At 45.8% G+C, this 16,973-nt stretch carries 19 protein-coding genes; 12 read left to right on the top strand and 7 right to left on the bottom strand.

Going from position 1 to position 16,973, the window contains the following annotated elements; all coding sequences use genetic code 11:
- Window positions 1-572: 572 nt before the first annotated feature.
- From P5674_RS18615 to P5674_RS18590, 6 genes are all read right to left on the bottom strand, one after another.
- Window positions 573-917 (bottom strand): DUF1815 family protein, encoded by a 345-nt coding sequence (locus tag P5674_RS18615; RefSeq protein WP_006618255.1) that lies wholly within the window; start codon window positions 915-917, stop codon window positions 573-575.
- Window positions 918-1,336: 419 nt separating this feature from the next.
- Window positions 1,337-1,516 (bottom strand): DUF2839 domain-containing protein, encoded by a 180-nt coding sequence (locus P5674_RS18610; RefSeq protein WP_006618256.1) that lies wholly within the window; start codon window positions 1,514-1,516, stop codon window positions 1,337-1,339.
- Between the two features lie 101 nt (window positions 1,517-1,617).
- Window positions 1,618-3,111, bottom strand: coding sequence for a reverse transcriptase N-terminal domain-containing protein (locus tag P5674_RS18605; RefSeq protein WP_006618257.1), 1,494 nt, complete (start codon window positions 3,109-3,111; stop codon window positions 1,618-1,620).
- A 748-nt stretch (window positions 3,112-3,859) separates the two neighbouring features.
- Window positions 3,860-5,023 (bottom strand): N-acetylglucosamine-6-phosphate deacetylase, encoded by a 1,164-nt coding sequence (gene nagA, locus P5674_RS18600; RefSeq protein ID WP_006618258.1) that lies wholly within the window; start codon window positions 5,021-5,023, stop codon window positions 3,860-3,862.
- A gap of 58 nt (window positions 5,024-5,081) precedes the next feature.
- The gene (locus P5674_RS18595) at window positions 5,082-5,483 is read right to left on the bottom strand and encodes a type II toxin-antitoxin system VapC family toxin (RefSeq protein WP_006618259.1); all 402 of its coding nucleotides are present in this window, start codon (window positions 5,481-5,483) and stop codon (window positions 5,082-5,084) included.
- Window positions 5,471-5,692: a hypothetical protein gene (locus P5674_RS18590; RefSeq protein WP_006618260.1), complete on the bottom strand. Its 222-nt coding sequence runs from the start codon at window positions 5,690-5,692 to the stop codon at window positions 5,471-5,473. The genes P5674_RS18595 and P5674_RS18590 overlap by 13 nt, the downstream gene beginning before the upstream one ends.
- A 234-nt stretch (window positions 5,693-5,926) precedes the next feature.
- Between P5674_RS18590 and purE the strand changes: the two genes are divergently transcribed.
- The 12 genes from purE to cysS all read left to right on the top strand — a co-directional run bounded on the left by purE (window position 5,927) and on the right by cysS (window position 16,146).
- Window positions 5,927-6,472, top strand: coding sequence for a 5-(carboxyamino)imidazole ribonucleotide mutase (gene purE, locus P5674_RS18585; RefSeq protein WP_006618261.1), 546 nt, complete (start codon window positions 5,927-5,929; stop codon window positions 6,470-6,472).
- A gap of 233 nt (window positions 6,473-6,705) precedes the next feature.
- Complete coding sequence (locus P5674_RS18580; protein ID WP_152088646.1) at window positions 6,706-6,885, top strand: hypothetical protein; 180 nt, start codon at window positions 6,706-6,708, stop codon at window positions 6,883-6,885.
- A gap of 24 nt (window positions 6,886-6,909) precedes the next feature.
- Complete coding sequence (locus P5674_RS18575) at window positions 6,910-8,400, top strand: ammonium transporter (RefSeq protein ID WP_006618262.1); 1,491 nt, start codon at window positions 6,910-6,912, stop codon at window positions 8,398-8,400.
- A gap of 168 nt (window positions 8,401-8,568) precedes the next feature.
- Complete coding sequence (locus P5674_RS18570) at window positions 8,569-8,730, top strand: hypothetical protein (RefSeq protein WP_014275101.1); 162 nt, start codon at window positions 8,569-8,571, stop codon at window positions 8,728-8,730.
- A gap of 87 nt (window positions 8,731-8,817) precedes the next feature.
- Window positions 8,818-9,681: an SGNH/GDSL hydrolase family protein gene (locus P5674_RS18565; RefSeq protein WP_006618263.1), complete on the top strand. Its 864-nt coding sequence runs from the start codon at window positions 8,818-8,820 to the stop codon at window positions 9,679-9,681.
- A gap of 96 nt (window positions 9,682-9,777) precedes the next feature.
- Window positions 9,778-10,329, top strand: a complete 552-nt coding sequence (locus tag P5674_RS18560) for a DUF3747 domain-containing protein (RefSeq protein WP_006618264.1) — start codon at window positions 9,778-9,780, stop codon at window positions 10,327-10,329.
- Between the two features lie 268 nt (window positions 10,330-10,597).
- Complete coding sequence (locus P5674_RS18555) at window positions 10,598-11,281, top strand: pentapeptide repeat-containing protein (RefSeq protein WP_006618265.1); 684 nt, start codon at window positions 10,598-10,600, stop codon at window positions 11,279-11,281.
- 407 nt (window positions 11,282-11,688) lie between these two features.
- Window positions 11,689-12,687 (top strand): porphobilinogen synthase, encoded by a 999-nt coding sequence (gene hemB, locus P5674_RS18550; RefSeq protein ID WP_006618266.1) that lies wholly within the window; start codon window positions 11,689-11,691, stop codon window positions 12,685-12,687.
- A 147-nt stretch (window positions 12,688-12,834) separates the two neighbouring features.
- Complete coding sequence (locus P5674_RS18545; protein WP_014275099.1) at window positions 12,835-13,266, top strand: SufE family protein; 432 nt, start codon at window positions 12,835-12,837, stop codon at window positions 13,264-13,266.
- Between the two features lie 49 nt (window positions 13,267-13,315).
- Window positions 13,316-14,317: a GTP-binding protein gene (locus P5674_RS18540; RefSeq protein ID WP_315670193.1), complete on the top strand. Its 1,002-nt coding sequence runs from the start codon at window positions 13,316-13,318 to the stop codon at window positions 14,315-14,317.
- A complete protein-coding gene (hisI, locus tag P5674_RS18535) occupies window positions 14,289-14,645 on the top strand; it encodes a phosphoribosyl-AMP cyclohydrolase (protein WP_006621016.1) in 357 nt (118 codons plus the stop codon). Before P5674_RS18540 ends, hisI begins: the two co-directional genes overlap by 29 nt.
- Window positions 14,646-14,685: 40 nt before the next feature.
- Window positions 14,686-16,146: a cysteine--tRNA ligase gene (gene cysS / locus P5674_RS18530; protein WP_006670306.1), complete on the top strand. Its 1,461-nt coding sequence runs from the start codon at window positions 14,686-14,688 to the stop codon at window positions 16,144-16,146.
- 70 nt (window positions 16,147-16,216) lie between these two features.
- Here cysS and P5674_RS18525 read toward each other — a convergent pair whose 3' ends face one another.
- The gene (locus tag P5674_RS18525; RefSeq protein WP_006621014.1) at window positions 16,217-16,804 is read right to left on the bottom strand and encodes a DUF3318 domain-containing protein; all 588 of its coding nucleotides are present in this window, start codon (window positions 16,802-16,804) and stop codon (window positions 16,217-16,219) included.
- Window positions 16,805-16,973 lie beyond the last annotated feature (169 nt).

Below are 16,973 nucleotides of genomic sequence, written 5' to 3'. Positions count from 1 at the left end.
ATCCATCTTTAGACTTGTCCTTTCCACCGGGGTACTTTTAAAGGTCTGTGTAGGTGTTGCCAATATTACCCTACTTTTCCCCTTACTCTTTTGAGCGCAGCGTCTCAACCTATTTCGCTACCTACTTGTGACGATGGTTCAAGTCGGAACATTCAGATTTCCTTAGTCATGGATGGTTGGCAGTGGTCGCTTTTGGTAGTAGGTTCTACTTCACGCCTTCCGTTCCCCGCTTCAGTCCCAGGGTTGTGATTCCTGAAATTGGGGGTGGCTATCGCCGTTACTCTTTCCCATAATCGCCCAAGTGGTTTTAATACTCCTCCTTGTGGTATACTTGGATTGGATATTCGATTTCTTTTATGGGATTGACCTTGAGTCCCTTGCCTAGCTTTCGCTTTGAGGACATATAAACAGTTATGGGATGGTCAGGGTACGAGTCCCTTTTATTCCACCAAGGGGTGAAAGTCTCACTAGGAGGTTATTTCAGCCATTGCAGCCTTATTTGACTCCTAAACGTCTCGCACCTATATATTTACATTAGCATTTTAAGACCCGGTTGGATTGGTAATTATCCCTTATCCCTGATGAATGCTTTGGGGTACAGCCGCCGGTCCGAGTATATCATGCTTGACCAGACTCGCGAGTTCCTCTAATTGAGCGATCGCCTCTGCACCTTCCAACTTCATCAATTCGCGATCGTCGCGCATCTCCGTCCAGGTAATCCCATAATCCGACACCAAAAACCGGATCAGATGATTTTCACTCAGGCTGACCATAAATGAGGCGCTGTTCATTTGACCCCCACAAGTATAGCAGGAAGCCAGGTAGCCCCGTCGTTCCAGCACAATAGCTAGGGCTTGGAGATTCATCACCAAATCCTGAACGAATTTTCGATGTTGCTCCGCAAGTCTGATAAACATAGTTTTTCTCCTGTCACCACAATCTTTAGATTATCTTCAAAATTTAACATAATCTCAGGACTGGGTATCTCGATGTTGGTAAAGTATCACTTCTACTAACCTAATTCACCATGATCCGTTGAATATTTCAGTCCAACCAGAGCCTGAATCAACTGAAAACAACTTGAAAACAAAGCGATCGCGTTATTCCCAAATCCTTGATGGCATTAGGCTTAGAGATAGCCTTCTCAGATCTAGCATAGTGATTCGAGTTTTGCCATAGCTAAAACAAATCCTTATGATAAACATAACTAAATTTAACAAAACTCAATCTTTTCGGGAAGTCCACCCCTAGGCTGGCAACCTGTAAGGCTAATTAATCAATTAACCCTACAGGTAAGATGATTAGCTGATTCTCAGCGTGCTAATTACCGCATTAGCTAATCAACCGTCCACCAGCCCAAAGCCGGACCAACCAACCGAATAGTTAGCCAAAAAATCACTAAAAAGCTAATTCCAAACCAAGCCCCCTTAGTAGTCCATTGCATAAACTGTTCGCTTTGGGTTTTAGTAATCGGTACCCAAGGCAAGATAGTTAAACTAAGCCAAGATGTCACCATCCTAACTCGTCTTCAAAACCGGACATGAAAGTTTCCCTTCATCCGGCTCCTCAATGTTACAGATCTTGTCATGATCACCTCAGCTACCATCACTGATAATTTCAACAATTGCCTATACTCCCATAGCTTAAATTGCCACCATTAGGAAAGCCTGCCCCTTTGCCTTTAACATACCTAACCATAGGTTTCTGGGAATGTTTTAAGAGAGCTATTTCCTCATGTCCTCGGACAGCAAAAGCCCAATTTCTGTTATCAATACTCTGCCAGTATTTATCAGCCACCCATTTTCCGGTCTGATTGGGATGACGTCGATTTACCCATCTTCTCAGCTTTCCGAATAGCAGATAATCCAACTCATTAAACACTTCTTTAGAGACTACTGTTGAGTAATAGTGACTCCATCGGATAATGATTCGATTCAATCTCCTGATGAGTGCTGCTTGAGGGGCAGCTTGATGAGCATCAATTACCCTAACCAGTCGCTCATAGTGTTCTTTGACTGCCTTTCGGGATGGCTTGATCATAGTCTTGAAACTCAGAGAGTTGCCCTTTATGTCTTTTCCAGAGTGATATTTTCCCACTCGGTATTGTTGAATATGGAAACCGAGGAAGTCGAAACCTGCATCCTCCCCATCAAGAGTATGGGCTATCCTCGTTGGCTCTGGTTTTAATTCAAGACCCCATGGCTTTAACCACTCCCTGATTACCTGTTGGCAGTGATGGATTACAGCACCATCTTCGTGAAGTATAACCAACTTATCCGCATATCTAATTACAGATAGTTCATTGCGGTTAACTGGCTTTCTTCCAGATAGCTGATCAGCCATCTTCAGCAGATCTTCTTCCATTCCGTGGAGGGCAATATTTGCCAGTAATGGCTGGATTATACCTCCTTGGGAAGTGCCTTCCTTGGTCGGAAATAGCTGTTTTCCATCCATTACACCGGATTTGAGCCATGCTCGTATTTGTCGGCGTAATCTAGGGAATGTTCCTAATTTATCCAACAGGCGATCGCTATTAATGCGATCGCCCAAGCACTTAGTTATCTGGGCATCTAACACCCATTTAGGCTCTGACTCCAGATGATTCGATATTGCTTCTATGGCATCATGGCATGAGCGTCCCGGTCTAAATCCATAACAGTTAGATTCAAATTTGGCTTCCCATTCCGGTTCTAATGCTAGTCTCACCAAACCCTGACCCGCACGGTCAAATATAGTCTGGTCTCCATTCCGACTTGGAGCATCCCCGACCGTTTCTGTCAAGTCTACTCTCCGGGTAGGCTTGGCTTTACTACCTAGCTTCAGGTCTCCCACCAGGTTTATTTCTCCTTTCCAGGATAGGGATTTTACCCCGTCCACACCCGCCGTATTTTTACCTTCATGAGCTTGAGTTACCCATCTAACCGCTAATAGCTTCCCTGACCAGGACTTTAATAACAACTTTTGGAGATAGCGAACTGCTTTGAAATCACCACGCTTTGAGGCTTTATAGATTCGTTTTTGCAGGCGGAATATGCGACGTTCAACCTTTTTCCAGTTGATGCCACCCCATTCCAGTCTTTCCGTAGTCTTTACACTCGTTTCAGATTTCATTTCCTGTTACTGGCAACTCTATATTCCGTAACATCGTGGAACTGTCAGCCTATTCTAGGCATTACCCTAGACCTTCGCTTCTGTCCCAATCCTTACCACATACAGCTTGCGGCTGGTTACCTACTCAGTTATCGACCAATACCTGAGAGCATATATATGGGTTACTTCGTTCCGAATTACCTTTGGTTGTACCTTTAGGACGATGCTTTACGCCGGGTTTATAGGGAGTGTATGTTGGTCTGTGAACAATCAGCCAACCCCATTGATCCTTAGCCTTTTGGCTCCAGCGTGTCAGCCTTTTCGCTGGTTTAAGGTGACGACGTTTTGATCACATCTTCAGATTTCCTTATCCATAGATACCTGCTCGACAGAGTGCCAGTTTAGGCTACCAGCAGAGCTGCCTTTTCATCCCGCTTCACCAAGTCGCGATAATCCGATCGCCTCAGTGGGGATGATGCTGTCACGTCTACACCTGACGGGAGGGACTTTCACCCTCAAGGTAATTCAGTTGTCAGGGAACAGTTTTTTCGGTTTTTTCTGTCCCCGCTGGTAATCCCCCAAACCTATAACCAAGTAGGCTTTAGGCTGGTTTCTACCAAACGAATCGCACTATTCCTCCTTACCGTACTTTTCCCCCATCATTTCCTTACGACGTTTAGCTTCACCCATAATTTTTGCGCTTCCAACCAATTTACTAACTATCCCCATTCCTAGCAGGTTAGGGAGGGGAGATAGTTGTCTATTTTAGCTAAATCCTGACTCCAATTCTCAACCTTTGTCCCCTCAGACATCCCTGATCCTCTCTCCATCGCAATAATCGGGTTATCGGTTGACCGATGATTTCCGTTGATAAGGCGATCGCTCTACGGGGGGTTTCTGTTACCAAAGCGATCGCCTCAGCAGCAGAACAAATCCCCCACCTGACTAAATTTTCTGCCCCCCTCAACAGGGATAAAGTAGTTCCCGCCAAAGTTCCATCCTCCAGCCGAGCCACCCCCCCTGTCACCTCAATGCGCCGCTCATCCCACGGATAAACCCCATCCGCCAATCCCAAAGGCGCTAAAGCATCACTAACTACAAAAATCTCCCCCTTACTCCCCCGTAACAGTAAATCCAGCATGGTTGGACAAACATGATGTCCATCAGCGATCGCCCCACAAAATACCTCCGACCGACATAAAGCCGCCCCCAATAGTCCCGGTTCCCGGTGATGTAGGGGAGGCATCGCATTAAAAGCATGAGTTACCATTGTCGCCCCCTGGTTAAATGCTTCATTAGCCACAGCTAAATTAGCCTGAGAGTGACCCAGACTGACGATAATGCCTAAACTCCTCAAATAGGGAATAACTGTCTTTGTGGGGTCTAATTCTGGGGCTAGAGTCATCACCTTAACCACCTTTTCATAATCCCCTAAAACCCGTTTGACATTATCTATCGTCAGCGGTAATAGACAATTTTCAGGATGTGCGCCCCGTTTTTGCTCATTCAGAAATGGTCCCTCAAGATGAACTCCTAAAATCTCCGCCGCCTCCCCCTTCCGGTCCCCTTGAAATTCCCCAAGGATAGCCAGCGATCGCCTAAATTTCTCCACCGTGGTTGTCACTATAGTAGGCAAAAATCCGTCAACCCCCTGATGCCATAAATACTCACAAATACCTTGCAGTTGTTGATGATTCTCCCCCGTTAACTCCGGGAAAGCTAACCCTAACCCACCATTAATCTGTAGGTCTATCCCCCCTAGAGAAATCCAATCACCACCGACATCAATCACGGCGGCGGCGGGGTCTGGTTTCGTGGCGATCGTCTTCACTACACCATCACGAATTTGTAGGGTATGTAATCCAGGTTTACCTAGAATCTGACTGTTAATTAAATCTACTGACACATCATGGGGCTGGAGGCTGTCATGCATCATCTTACATAATCATTGATTTATAACTGGGTTAAACTGACTCTCGCTTTCCCCAAATTTATCTCATTAAATAATCTGTTAATTCTGGATATCTACTAAACTGGCGATCGACACTGGCTAATTGACCTTGATAAACTAACGCCGTTGCTATGATTATCCTATCAAAAGGGTCTTTATGAATCGTAGATAAATTCACCGCTTGACAAGCAACTTCCGCATTCAAAGGCAGTAATTCTATGCCAGCAGGGGCTAAAGCCATCCTAAACCACTCTGCCATACCCTTAGATAAATTCAGACGACCCCGCTGAGAAGCTAGGGCGATTTCATAGCACGAAACTGGCGAAACTCCCAGACTGGAAGCTGATTCAAACTGCCCTAGCCACTGAGATGGGAAACGGTCAAAGTTCCCATTAATCAGCCAAATCCAGACATGAGTATCTAGCACAATTATTTCAGACATTCCCAATCCTCTTCATCAACAATCGGGCTAACAATATCACCGATAATTTCTACCTTTCCGGCTTCTGGAACCGGAAATCTGCGTCGTTTCTGTGGTGATTCTGTTTCTTTAAGGATGGTCACAATCACTCGTGCTTTTTTCAGGTCTGGCTGGTCTGACAACCATTTAAACTCACCGTTTTCGTAGATCGCTTCGTAACTTTTTAGCATGATTTACTGTTACCTCTCAATAATAGTGGATGCTTCCGGGTCCCTCTGCTGCTGGCTTGTCGTCAAACCAGACTGGCGCAATGTCAACCCTCGTATTTCGCCTCTCTCATGATTATAAACATTGTAGCTCAATTGGGGGGGACAATTCCTTAACAGACGTAGTTACTCCCAACTATCTCCACCCCTAATGCTATAATCTGGGTCTGTAGTTTCACTTAGTTATTAACAACTGCTATGGACTCAATCTCTCAGGACCCTAACTCCTCCCCTGCTCAAATTGGTATTATTATGGGCAGTGATTCTGACCTACCTACCATGTCAGCAGCGATCGCCGTATGTCAAGACTTTGGCATTAGTTGGGAAGTGGCGATCGTATCAGCACACCGTACCCCAGACCGAATGTTTGATTATGCCAAAACTGCCCTAGGACGCGGATTAAAAGTTATTATAGCTGGTGCAGGCGGCGCGGCTCACTTACCCGGAATGGTTGCATCTCTCACCCCCTTACCTGTGATCGGGGTTCCCGTCCCCACCCGTAACCTTCAGGGACTCGATTCTCTCTATTCTATCGTGCAAATGCCAGCCGGTATTCCCGTGGCTACAGTAGCGATCGGAAACGCTAAAAATGCAGGTCTACTCGCCGTTCAGATTTTGGCTTCTCATCAACCTCAACTCATGGAAAAAGTCCAAGCCTATCGACAAGATTTAACCGAATCTGTACTCGAAAAACAAACTCTCCTTGCACAGTTTGGATATCAAGAATACCTGAAACAAATGTAATAGCAAAACCCCTGAGTTACACCAGTTTGTACATAATCATACCTGGCTCATAATCTCTCAGCGCAAGTATAGCAATTTGCCATATATTTCTGTATCATGGAATACAGAATTTAGGTTAATATAGTGTTAAGAAAGTAGATAAAAATCGTAGCTTAAAGTTCTAGCCTAGGACATAAGAGAATCTGACTATCCCTCGAAATTTGTTGTAGTTTATCTGTACTTGTTATGGTTAAATGGTAGATCCACCTGTTATAAAATCAACTCAGTTGAGTACAGATGTGTTAGTTTTGTCGGTTAACCTCACCTGTCAAAGTCCGGCTAATTACCAAATTAGCAGCTATAAGTTGGCATCAAGATTAAGCATCTCTCTAACCAGACGGCTATCATTTGCCGCCTCATCCCTTCCATATTAACGTAAATTGAACAACTCTAAGCAAATGTTGAAACGCCAAAAGTCGAGAACCAGAAGTTATCGGCAATTTGCTGAGGTAGTTGGCTCTGCGCCTCAGCCTACTTCGTCAATTTTTCAGCCCCAAAGACCCAGATGGCTATCTCCTAGCCTGCTAGGTTGCATTCCTCTAACTGCGCTGATTATTACATTTTGGAGTTTAGCAGCAGTCGCCCAAGAGGATGCACAACCCATAACTCCTGAATATGTGCAGGGTGTTTTAAATACAATTTGGATTGTGATTGCCAGTATTTTGGTAATCTTTATGAACGCTGGTTTCGGGATGTTAGAAACCGGATTTTGTCGTCACAAAAATGCCGTTAACATTCTCGCAAAAAACCTAATCGTATTTGCGATCGCCACCCTAATTTATTGGTTCTTTGGATTCTCCGTCATGTTCGGAGGTGAAAACCCCTTCATCGGTGGTGGTGGCTTCTTCCTGACCGGAGACCCCAGCGTTTACGGACTTGACCCATTCCCCGAAGGATTGCCCAAAGAAGTTTTCTTTCTGTTCCAGGTTGCCTTCGCAGGTACCGCCGCCACTATTGTATCCGGCGCAGTAGCCGAACGGATCGAATTTGTCGCCTTCCTCCTATTTAGCCTATTGCTAGTCGGAATATCCTACCCCATTACCGGACACTGGGTCTGGACTGATAACGGCTGGTTAGCAAGTATGGACTTCCATGATTTTGCCGGATCAACCGTAGTTCACTCCGTGGGTGGATGGTCTGCCCTCATGGGGGCAGCATTCCTCGGACCCCGCATGGGCAAATACGGTCCATCGGGTGAACCTAGGGCGATTCCTGGTCATAACATGAGTATTGCCACCCTGGGATGTTTAATTCTGTGGATCGGCTGGTTTGGATTTAACCCCGGTTCCGAATTAGCCGCTAATGAGAACGTTCCCTATATCGCCCTCACCACGAACCTAGCAGCCGCTGCTGGCGGTGTATCTGCTACCCTTACCTCCTGGATTAAGGATGGTAAACCAGACCTATCCATGATTATCAACGGCATTCTCGCCGGTTTAGTCGGAATTACCGCCGGCTGTGATGCCGTACCTTTATGGGCAGCAGTTGTCATTGGTGCGATCGCCGGAGTTATAGTAGTCTACTCGGTCGCCTTCTTCGATCGCATTCAGATTGACGACCCCGTAGGTGCTACTTCTGTTCACTTAGTTTGTGGCATTTGGGGAACCCTAGCCGTCGGCATCTTTGGCGGTGCTAATCTCGGCATTCAAATCCTCGGTATCCTCTCCATCGGTGGATTTACCGTAGTCATGACTAGCATTTTCTGGTTAGCCATAAAAGCCCTCGTCGGTATCCGCGTCACTCCTGAACATGAATATGAAGGACTCGACATCGCCGAACATGGTATGGAAGCCTATAACGGATTCCTCAAAGAAGTAGGCCCAGCCAGTGTCGGAGGTATTGATCCTGGTATTCCTAGCCGTGAAGATGGAATTAGCAGAAGCTATTAAACTCCTAATCTCATCTGGTAACAAATCGTCTCCTAACTGGCACATAGCCCCTACAGGAGGCGATTTTTTCTTTCCACCCAAAACAACAAGGGAGCGAGATCACGCCCCATCTCTGAGCGAGCAGGGTGGAAAAGCGACAGGCGCGACTTTAGCTCCCTACATAACACTATGGCAATTCGCACCATTTTATGTTATTTTAAGCTGATATTGTCCCTCCTCGGTCCACAAATGATTGTCCACGAGTTCCGGGTTCGTGCTAGAAAATATCAACACCAAGCTATAGACGAGGCGATTGCTGTTGGTTTAAACCTGCGACTGGTCGGCGAGTAGCGCGAACCCAGAATCTACGCTTTCCTAAAATGAAAGGTAGAGTGTCAACATATAAATAGACAACTTTAGGGCGTTTCTCAGATTCTCGTGTTGATTCCCTTAAAAACCATTCCAGCTTGGGCGATGTTATCCCTCATCGGTAACGGGATACTAACTCTGGTGATTATCTTACTATTGCTAAGGGGACAATCATTCTCCGACACTTCCCAAGCCCAAGCCCAAACCTCAGAAGAAAACCAAGTTGGTGCAGCAGTACAAACCCAACAGACCAATGAAGTTCAGCCCAACTCCACCAACTCCTCATTTCAGCCACAATATCGCTTGACCTATGAAGACTCCGTAGAACAGCTAAAAGAAAAAGCACTTCTCGCCGCCCATAATCGTCCCGATCGCCTAACTATTTTAGCCGGAGACTCATTAAGTTTATGGTTTCCCCCGGAACTATTACCCCCAGACAGAACCTGGTTAAATCAAGGCATATCCGGGGAAACCTCCGCCGGACTACTACGACGACTCAAGGTATTTGACCTGACCCAACCAGAAACTGTATTTATCATGATCGGCATCAATGACCTGTTACGGGGAATTGATGACCAAACCGTTTTAGCCAACTGGCAGGAAATTATTAGAGATGTGCAATGGGTTCATCCCAGCGCTCAAGTGGTCGTTCAGTCCATTTTACCCCACAGTGATCAAAATGCTAGTTGGGAAGGACGCGATCGCCTGCTCAAAATTCCTAATCGTCGTATACGCCGACTTAATCGAGAATTAGAAGCGATCGCGATCGCCAATGGTGCTTATTTCCTAGACCTACACCCTCTATTCACCGACAAAAAAGGAAACCTGCGCCCGGAACTCAGCACCGATGGTCTACATCTCAATGATCGTGGCTATTTGGTCTGGAGTACCGGATTACAATTTTTTAGCCACAAAATACTAGGTTCCCCCTGAAGCGCTAAACTAAACCTCGGAGCATAAACTTCTTACCTACAGATGCGATCGCACAGTCCCTAGTTCTAAAACTCAACAGTTGAACAGATTTGGAAGATGAAGATTTCACTAACACAAACCATTATCACCCTAGCAGCAGCTACCTTCTCCATGATCACTGGATTTTCCCCGGCAAATGCAGTCCAATTTGGTCAACAGGAAGTTGATCAAGATCGATTCGTAGCCATGGCTGTTCCCCGCGCCTTTGGTTACTCCCTAGTAGTCGTTGAACAAATTTCTGATTCTCGACCCTGTTGGAGTGAAAATGGCAGCCGTCCCGTTCAAGTTGAACCCCTACTTCTTAACTTCGACTTTAGCGGAATTTGTGGACGCGCCACCGACAGCAACGGTTATTCCGTTCGCATGGGAGGACAAGACCTCGCTCTCAGCCACAGCCTCACCGTCCAAGCTATTCCAGGAGAAATTTTACTTGTCGCTAACTCTCGCGCTGATGTCTACGCACCACCCATTATTATCGGTCGCAGTTTTGGTCGCTCTAGTGGCTTTACCAAAATCTTTTTAGAACCGGGTTGGCGCTTCACTAAACGAACCTACAACGATCGCACCCTCGGTCATATTTATTTTACCCACGACAACCTACCTCGCTAAAATTCACAATATTCTTCCCCCTGACTCAATATCCACTCCCCCCATGGGGCGATCGCCTGTAGGTCTCACTAACCCCTTGAACATCAGATATTATCCCCTAAATCATAGAGATAATTACTGATATACTCGCCGATTACCGGATTTCATCAAGGTTAAAATTTATGTCTCAGGGGAGAAGCGATCGCCTATCAAATTCCGTTATGGTGTATCCTAGAGTACATGAGGAATAATACATAATTCCCATGTGTCCATTCAGGAGGACAAACAGATGAAAACTTTATCAACAGTCATGATTCTAGGGGCAGCCACAACCATAGTATCCCTAGGCTTCGCCTCTCCAATTCGGGCTGAAAATCCAGCACACCTGAGACAACTACTAGAGACCAGATTTTGTCAAGGTTGCGATCTTAGAGGGGCTGATCTATCAGGAGCCCATCTCATTGGAGTAGACCTCCGAAATGCTAACCTCGAAAATGCTAACTTAGCTAATGCTAACCTCGAAGGCGCAGACCTTAAAGGTGCAAATCTAACTGGTGCTAATTTGAGCGGTGCATTTCTCAATCAAGCCGAATTGAATGACGCAGTTCTTGATTTAGCTGACCTCAGTGGTGCTAACCTGATTAAGGCTCGACTAACAGGAGCAACTTTCGCTGGGGCTAATTTGCAAGAAACTCAAATGTTGCAACCTATTATCGGAATTACCCCCCCTGTTGCTACCGGTTCCCTCGAAGACCTTGGCGGCGATAACTTGAGCATTGGTCGCGACCCCTCTCGGTTGGCTATGCCTATGGGTGGCACGGATTTGGATCAGGACTTTCAGTATACTCAAGAATACCTCGAATCATTATTCGAGCCCATTCAGATTAATCGCCATTCCCTTCCCCCCCTTGAAGGTTTCACACCTGGTGACAATAACCCCGTTGACCTCAAAATACCCCAAATTCGGTTCTAGTTAATTCTGCTCATCAGGCGATCGCTTAATCACTTAATCAATCACTAGCGGAATTGTGTTAAGTTTTGTAACAAAATGTTAAGAAATGTTGCGAAAAATTTTTTTTCTGGGGGGTTGCTTGCTTTTTCGCGGGCTCTGTGTTATTATTTTAGATAATGGGAATAGTGGCAATTTTTTTATTTTAACCAATATTTCTATTATTTAAAATATGTCTATATCGTATCATTAGTTATCCTAGCTGTCAACCCCCTCCACGGTAATTTGGCCGAACAATTTTTTTTTAATTGAATAAAAAATCAACTTTTCAGCAGATTGTATTGATTTGTATCAACAGGCCCAAACCAGGGGCGATCGATGGGATAATTAACAGTCAATTTGGCTGTATAAAATAAAACAACCGTTATCTCATGTCATCAGAAAACCATAGATTAAACCTTGTCCAACGTCCCCGTCGTCTCCGTCGTACCGATGCCCTGCGGCGGATGGTGCAAGAAACGCAACTAACAGTTAATGACCTGATATATCCCCTATTCGTGATGGAAGGGGAAAATCAGAAAGTGGAAGTCCCCTCAATGCCGGAAAGCTACCGCTACACCCTAGATCTATTACTGAAAGAAGTAGCAGAAGCATCTGAATTAGGGATTCCGGCCATTGCTTTATTTCCCCTAGTAGCCGAAGAAAAAAAAGACAACGCCGGCACGGAAAGCTATAATCCCGAAGGACTGGTACAGCGTACCGTCCGCGCCATCAAACAAGCGGTTCCCGACATCATGATTATCACGGATGTCGCCCTAGACCCCTTTTCTAGTAAAGGTCATGATGGCATCGTCAGTGATAGCGGTGAAATCCTCAATGATGAAACCGTCGAAGTTCTAGTTAAACAATCGATATCCCACGCGGAAGCCGGAGCAGATATAGTCGCCCCCTCGGACATGATGGATGGACGCATCGGCGCAATTCGTCAAGGACTCGATGCAGCAGGTTATACAAACGTTGGTATCCTGGCTTACTCGGCTAAATATGCCTCCGCCTACTATGGCCCCTTCCGGGATGCCTTAGACTCTGCTCCCAAATTTGGCGATAAGAAAACCTATCAAATGGATGCCGCCAATAGCCGCGAAGCCATCAAAGAAGTTATGTTAGATGTGCAAGAGGGAGCCGATATGGTGATGGTGAAACCCGCCCTGGCTTATCTTGATATTATTTCCCAGGTTCGGCAAGCTACAAATGTACCTGTTGCGGCTTATAATGTTAGTGGTGAGTATGCGATGATTCGCGCGGCCGGACGTATGGGCTGGATTGATGAGAAAAAGGTGATGCTAGAAACCCTTACCAGCATGAAACGAGCCGGAGCCGATCTGATTCTTACCTATTTCGCTAAGGAAGTTGCCCTAATCCTTCGCTAAACTTTTGGGGGGGTCTCCGCTGTGACTGGTGAACCCTCCCGATTTCGGTGGCGATCGCCAAAAGTCTACATCAACAATAGGAAAATTTGCGTTAAAATACAAAATCAATCTTCTCAACTTGTTGTATATTTATGCTCGTAGAATATCATGGCTTCACCTGTGACTCAACGGCCCCCTGCACTTGATCGCATTGTTCAACGCTTTAAACGCGCCTCCTCTAATAAGCTGCGTTACGAGCAACTACTGACTTTAGCTCAAAAATTGCCGGAATTTCCAGAGGAGCAAAAATTGCCAGAAAACAAGGTTCCTGGTTGTGTTTCTCAGGTTTATGTGACCGCTAGTTTAGACTCGAATGGCTGTATTCAATTTCAGGGAGATTCTGACTCTCAATTAACTAAGGGATTATTGGCTATGTTAATTAAGGGAATGAATGGGTTAACTATTCAGGAAATTAGCCAATTAAAACCCGATTTTATTGAAGAAACTGGGCTACAGGCTAGTTTGACTCCCTCCCGTGCGAATGGGTTTTATAACATTTTTAAAACCCTGCAAAAACAGGCTAGTGCTTGCGGGGACTAAAGGGAGCATATAAAGGGGATTTTGTCAAGTATATTAGGTCACAAAAACCGTGAAAACTACGAGGGAAAAACCAACCATAAATCGGGAAGTTCCTGTAATTGTAATTACCGGATTTTTGGGAAGTGGCAAAACTACCTTAATCAATTATATTCTGAGCCACCGTAATGGTCGGAAAGTTGCGGTTTTTGTGAATGAATTTGGCGAGATTAGTATTGACGGTCAACTGCTGATCAACCTAGAAGATGATATGGTGCAGTTAAATAATGGTTGTATATGCTGTACCCTGAATGACCGCCTAGCAGATACGATTGTCGAGGTTTTACAACGGAATCCCCACATAGATTATCTACTCATTGAAACCACAGGAATAGCAGACCCGTTACCCATTATTATGACTTTTGGGGGGACGGAACTGCGAAACTTGACTCGACTTGATGCTATTTTTACCCTGGTAGATGCTGATACGTTTTCCCCAGACCTATTAGCTAACAGTGAAGCAGCCCTTAACCAAATTGCTTGGGGTGATCTGATTTTGCTCAATAAAATCGATTTGGTCGCCCCAGAAAAATACGATCGCATCCAAAAACAGATCCGCCAGCTTAAACCCGATGCTCGTATAATGACGAGCGAATACGGTGAGGTTCCCTTAGCGAGTATTTGGGGAATAGAATATTCCCACCCAGACTTTGGGGAGCAACCAGACCATGATCACCATTCGGAACATCTAGCTAATGATGGATTTGTGGCTGTATCCTTTAGCAGCGATCGCCCTCTGAGTGTGGAAAAATTCCAGACCTTCTTAAGCGATCGCCTACCAACGAATGTATTTCGCGCCAAAGGATTGATTTGGTATCAAGGTAACAACTCCTCTCACCTATTCCAACTCAGCGGAAAACGCTATCAGCTTACGCCTAATTATCCTCGCGGCGAACCCCCAAATCAATTAGTATTTATCGGTCGAGACCTGAACCGCGAAACCCTCACCCAAGACCTACAACAATGTTTACACGAAATCCCTAACCATGAACCAAGACCAATTATGGATCGATAGCCTAAAATTTAATCCACAAGGTTTAATTCCAGCGATCGCCCAAGACCATAAAGACGGTACAGTATTAATGATGGCTTGGATGAATCGCCAATCGTTGCAACAAACCCTAACAACGGGTGAAGTTCACTATTGGAGTCGATCGCGATCGCAACTGTGGCACAAAGGAGCCACATCAGGACACATTCAAAAGCTCAAAGCCCTATACTACGATTGTGATGCTGATGTCCTCCTGCTCAAAATCGAGCAAATTGGGGACGTAGCCTGTCACACGGGGGCTAGATCCTGTTTCTTTAACGCCGTCCCTATCAAATCAGCCATCCTTAGCTAAACCCTAGCCAGCCTAAGCATTTACACTATTAAGACTCAACATGGTTCTAAAAATCTATAACACCCAAACCCGCCAAAAAGAAACCTTTACCACCCTAGAACCCGGAAAAGTCAAAATGTACTGCTGCGGGGTTACAGTTTATGACTATTGCCATTTGGGTCATGCACGATCCTACACGACCTGGGACGTGGTACGCCGCTATCTGGAATGGTCAGGATATGAAGTTAACTACGTCCAGAATTTTACCGACATTGACGACAAAATCCTTAACCGCGCTAAAGAACAAGAAAGCACTATGGAGGCGGTATCCCAACGCTTTATAGACGCTTACTTTGAAGACCTGCGGCGGCTAAATGTACGGGATGCTAAGGCTTATCCTAGGGTGACAGATCATATCAAGGAAATTCACCAACTTATTGAGCAACTCACGGCTACAGGACACGCTTATGCTGTCGATGGAGACGTTTATTACAATGTCGGTCACTTTCCCGATTATGGTAAACTCTCCCGGCGACAACTCGAAGACCTACAAATGGGGGCTAGTGGTCGCGTAGCTGTGGCTGACCCGGAAACTCTCAAGAAAAAAAATCCGGCGGATTTTGCTCTCTGGAAAGCTGCTAAACCGGGAGAACCCGCCTGGGATTCTCCTTGGGGTCCCGGTCGTCCGGGGTGGCACATTGAATGTTCGGCTATGGTCCGACAACTACTGGGAGAAACTATTGATATTCACGGCGGCGGGGGTGATTTGGTGTTTCCTCACCATGAAAATGAAATCGCTCAGTCTGAGGCGGCGACTGGTAAAACTCTGGCTCGATATTGGATGCACAATGGTATGGTGACGGTCGGTGGGGAAAAAATGTCTAAGTCTTTGGGCAATTTTACGACGATTCGTGAATTGCTCGATCGCCCTGTAGACCCTATGGTGGTGCGCTTATTTATTCTACAGGGTCACTATCGTAAACCTCTCGATTTTACTGATGAGGCGATCGCCTCAGCTAAAAATGGCTGGGAAACCTTGAAAGATGGGTTATTATTTGCGGAACAATACGGCGCGCGCTTGGGGTGGTCTGCTGATTCATCTCCCAGTAAATACGACACGACAGAAGATGCACTCCAACGCTTCCGAGTGGCTATGGATGATGATTTTAATACTCCTGGGGGTTTGGCTGTGTTGTTTGAATTGGCTAAAGAGTTGCGCCGCCAAGGGAATTTATTGGCTCATGAAGGTAAGACTGATACCCCGAGCGATCGCATTTATGCGACCTGGAAAACTTTGGTGGAGTTAGCGGGAGTTTTCGGGTTGGAAGCTGTAACACAAGCACAACCACCAGCGGCGACTCAGGGAATTAGCGACGCTGAAATTGAGGATTTGGTTAAACAACGACAGTCGGCTAGAAAGGCTAAAAACTATGCGGAAGGCGATCGCATTCGTGACCAACTACAGGCTAATGGTGTGACGCTAATTGACCGTCCCGGCGGCGAAACCCTTTGGCGACGTTGAAAACACAGGGGAGCTGATTCTCCCCTCTGGTAAGTTAGGCTATTCAAACTTGGCGAATGGTGCGATCGTATTAATTATGGCCCTTATAAGAGTTGGCGATCGCTTTGAGATGCTGACAGCGGACTAATTCCATAAAACTCAATCCCCGGCGACCCTCAATTGTAGCCACAACTTCGATCGCCTCTGCTAAAGCGGCTGCTGCGATCGCTTCCTCATAACCCCGTCGCGCGGCTACCCTAATGGCGATATCATCAGCTTCTAACTCCATCTCAGAGCGTTGATTAGCCTGCCATACCCGACGCACACCTATAGCAGCTAATCCTCCAGCCAGGAGAACACCAACAGCATCCTGCTGCATAAATTGTACCCCAACTCCGACTATTCCCGCCACCACAATGCCTTGATTCCAGTCAGGTTTAAACCATTGCACATTAGTAACCCAACTAACAGTCCGCAACAACAATAAATCTCGCTGAGGTCTTGATAGCTGTTTCCACAAGTCAAAATTAATCAAAATGGGTCTAGTAGTTTTCCACGGAAGGGGAAATTCACATTGAATTACAGTAGACTGTCGAGGATTAGCAATTAGTCTAGCCATCATGCGACCGGAGGCTGGCATTAAATCTAATAGATGACGGATTTCTGTATCAGGATTCATAGTTAACAATTAATAATTAATAATTGATTATTATCACCCCCGTAGGGTGCGTTATATGGATAACCTATCGGGTCAACGGCCAATTGGGTTCATCTGACGCACCACGACACCACCCCCATATCGTGGTCCAGAAACCCGGTTTCTTTGAGAAACCGGGTTTCTCAGGGGA

Origin of the sequence: Limnospira sp. PMC 289.06, from assembly GCF_032350395.1 — a bacterium.
Taxonomy (GTDB): domain Bacteria; phylum Cyanobacteriota; class Cyanobacteriia; order Cyanobacteriales; family Microcoleaceae; genus Limnospira; species Limnospira platensis.
The sequence above is the reverse complement of the archived record's forward strand: the minus strand, read 5'-3'. Positions and strand labels throughout refer to the sequence as shown.

Bases quoted from the DNA above. Each gene is read 5' to 3' on its own strand.
- P5674_RS18590 (WP_006618260.1), bottom strand. From the start codon at position 5,692: ATGCTAAAAAGTTACGAAGCGATCTACGAAAACGGTGAGTTTAAATGG.
- P5674_RS18570 (WP_014275101.1), top strand. From the start codon at position 8,569: ATGGCAATTCGCACCATTTTATGTTATTTTAAGCTGATATTGTCCCTC.
- hemB (WP_006618266.1), top strand. From the start codon at position 11,689: ATGTCATCAGAAAACCATAGATTAAACCTTGTCCAACGTCCCCGTCGT.
- P5674_RS18610 (WP_006618256.1), bottom strand. From the start codon at position 1,516: ATGGTGACATCTTGGCTTAGTTTAACTATCTTGCCTTGGGTACCGATT.
- P5674_RS18555 (WP_006618265.1), top strand. From the start codon at position 10,598: ATGAAAACTTTATCAACAGTCATGATTCTAGGGGCAGCCACAACCATA.
- cysS (WP_006670306.1), top strand. From the start codon at position 14,686: ATGGTTCTAAAAATCTATAACACCCAAACCCGCCAAAAAGAAACCTTT.
- P5674_RS18615 (WP_006618255.1), bottom strand. From the start codon at position 917: ATGTTTATCAGACTTGCGGAGCAACATCGAAAATTCGTTCAGGATTTG.
- P5674_RS18525 (WP_006621014.1), bottom strand. From the start codon at position 16,804: ATGAATCCTGATACAGAAATCCGTCATCTATTAGATTTAATGCCAGCC.
- P5674_RS18605 (WP_006618257.1), bottom strand. From the start codon at position 3,111: ATGAAATCTGAAACGAGTGTAAAGACTACGGAAAGACTGGAATGGGGT.
- nagA (WP_006618258.1), bottom strand. From the start codon at position 5,023: ATGCATGACAGCCTCCAGCCCCATGATGTGTCAGTAGATTTAATTAAC.
- hisI (WP_006621016.1), top strand. From the start codon at position 14,289: ATGAACCAAGACCAATTATGGATCGATAGCCTAAAATTTAATCCACAA.
- P5674_RS18580 (WP_152088646.1), top strand. From the start codon at position 6,706: ATGGTAGATCCACCTGTTATAAAATCAACTCAGTTGAGTACAGATGTG.
- P5674_RS18575 (WP_006618262.1), top strand. From the start codon at position 6,910: ATGTTGAAACGCCAAAAGTCGAGAACCAGAAGTTATCGGCAATTTGCT.
- purE (WP_006618261.1), top strand. From the start codon at position 5,927: ATGGACTCAATCTCTCAGGACCCTAACTCCTCCCCTGCTCAAATTGGT.
- P5674_RS18545 (WP_014275099.1), top strand. From the start codon at position 12,835: ATGGCTTCACCTGTGACTCAACGGCCCCCTGCACTTGATCGCATTGTT.
- P5674_RS18560 (WP_006618264.1), top strand. From the start codon at position 9,778: ATGAAGATTTCACTAACACAAACCATTATCACCCTAGCAGCAGCTACC.
- P5674_RS18595 (WP_006618259.1), bottom strand. From the start codon at position 5,483: ATGTCTGAAATAATTGTGCTAGATACTCATGTCTGGATTTGGCTGATT.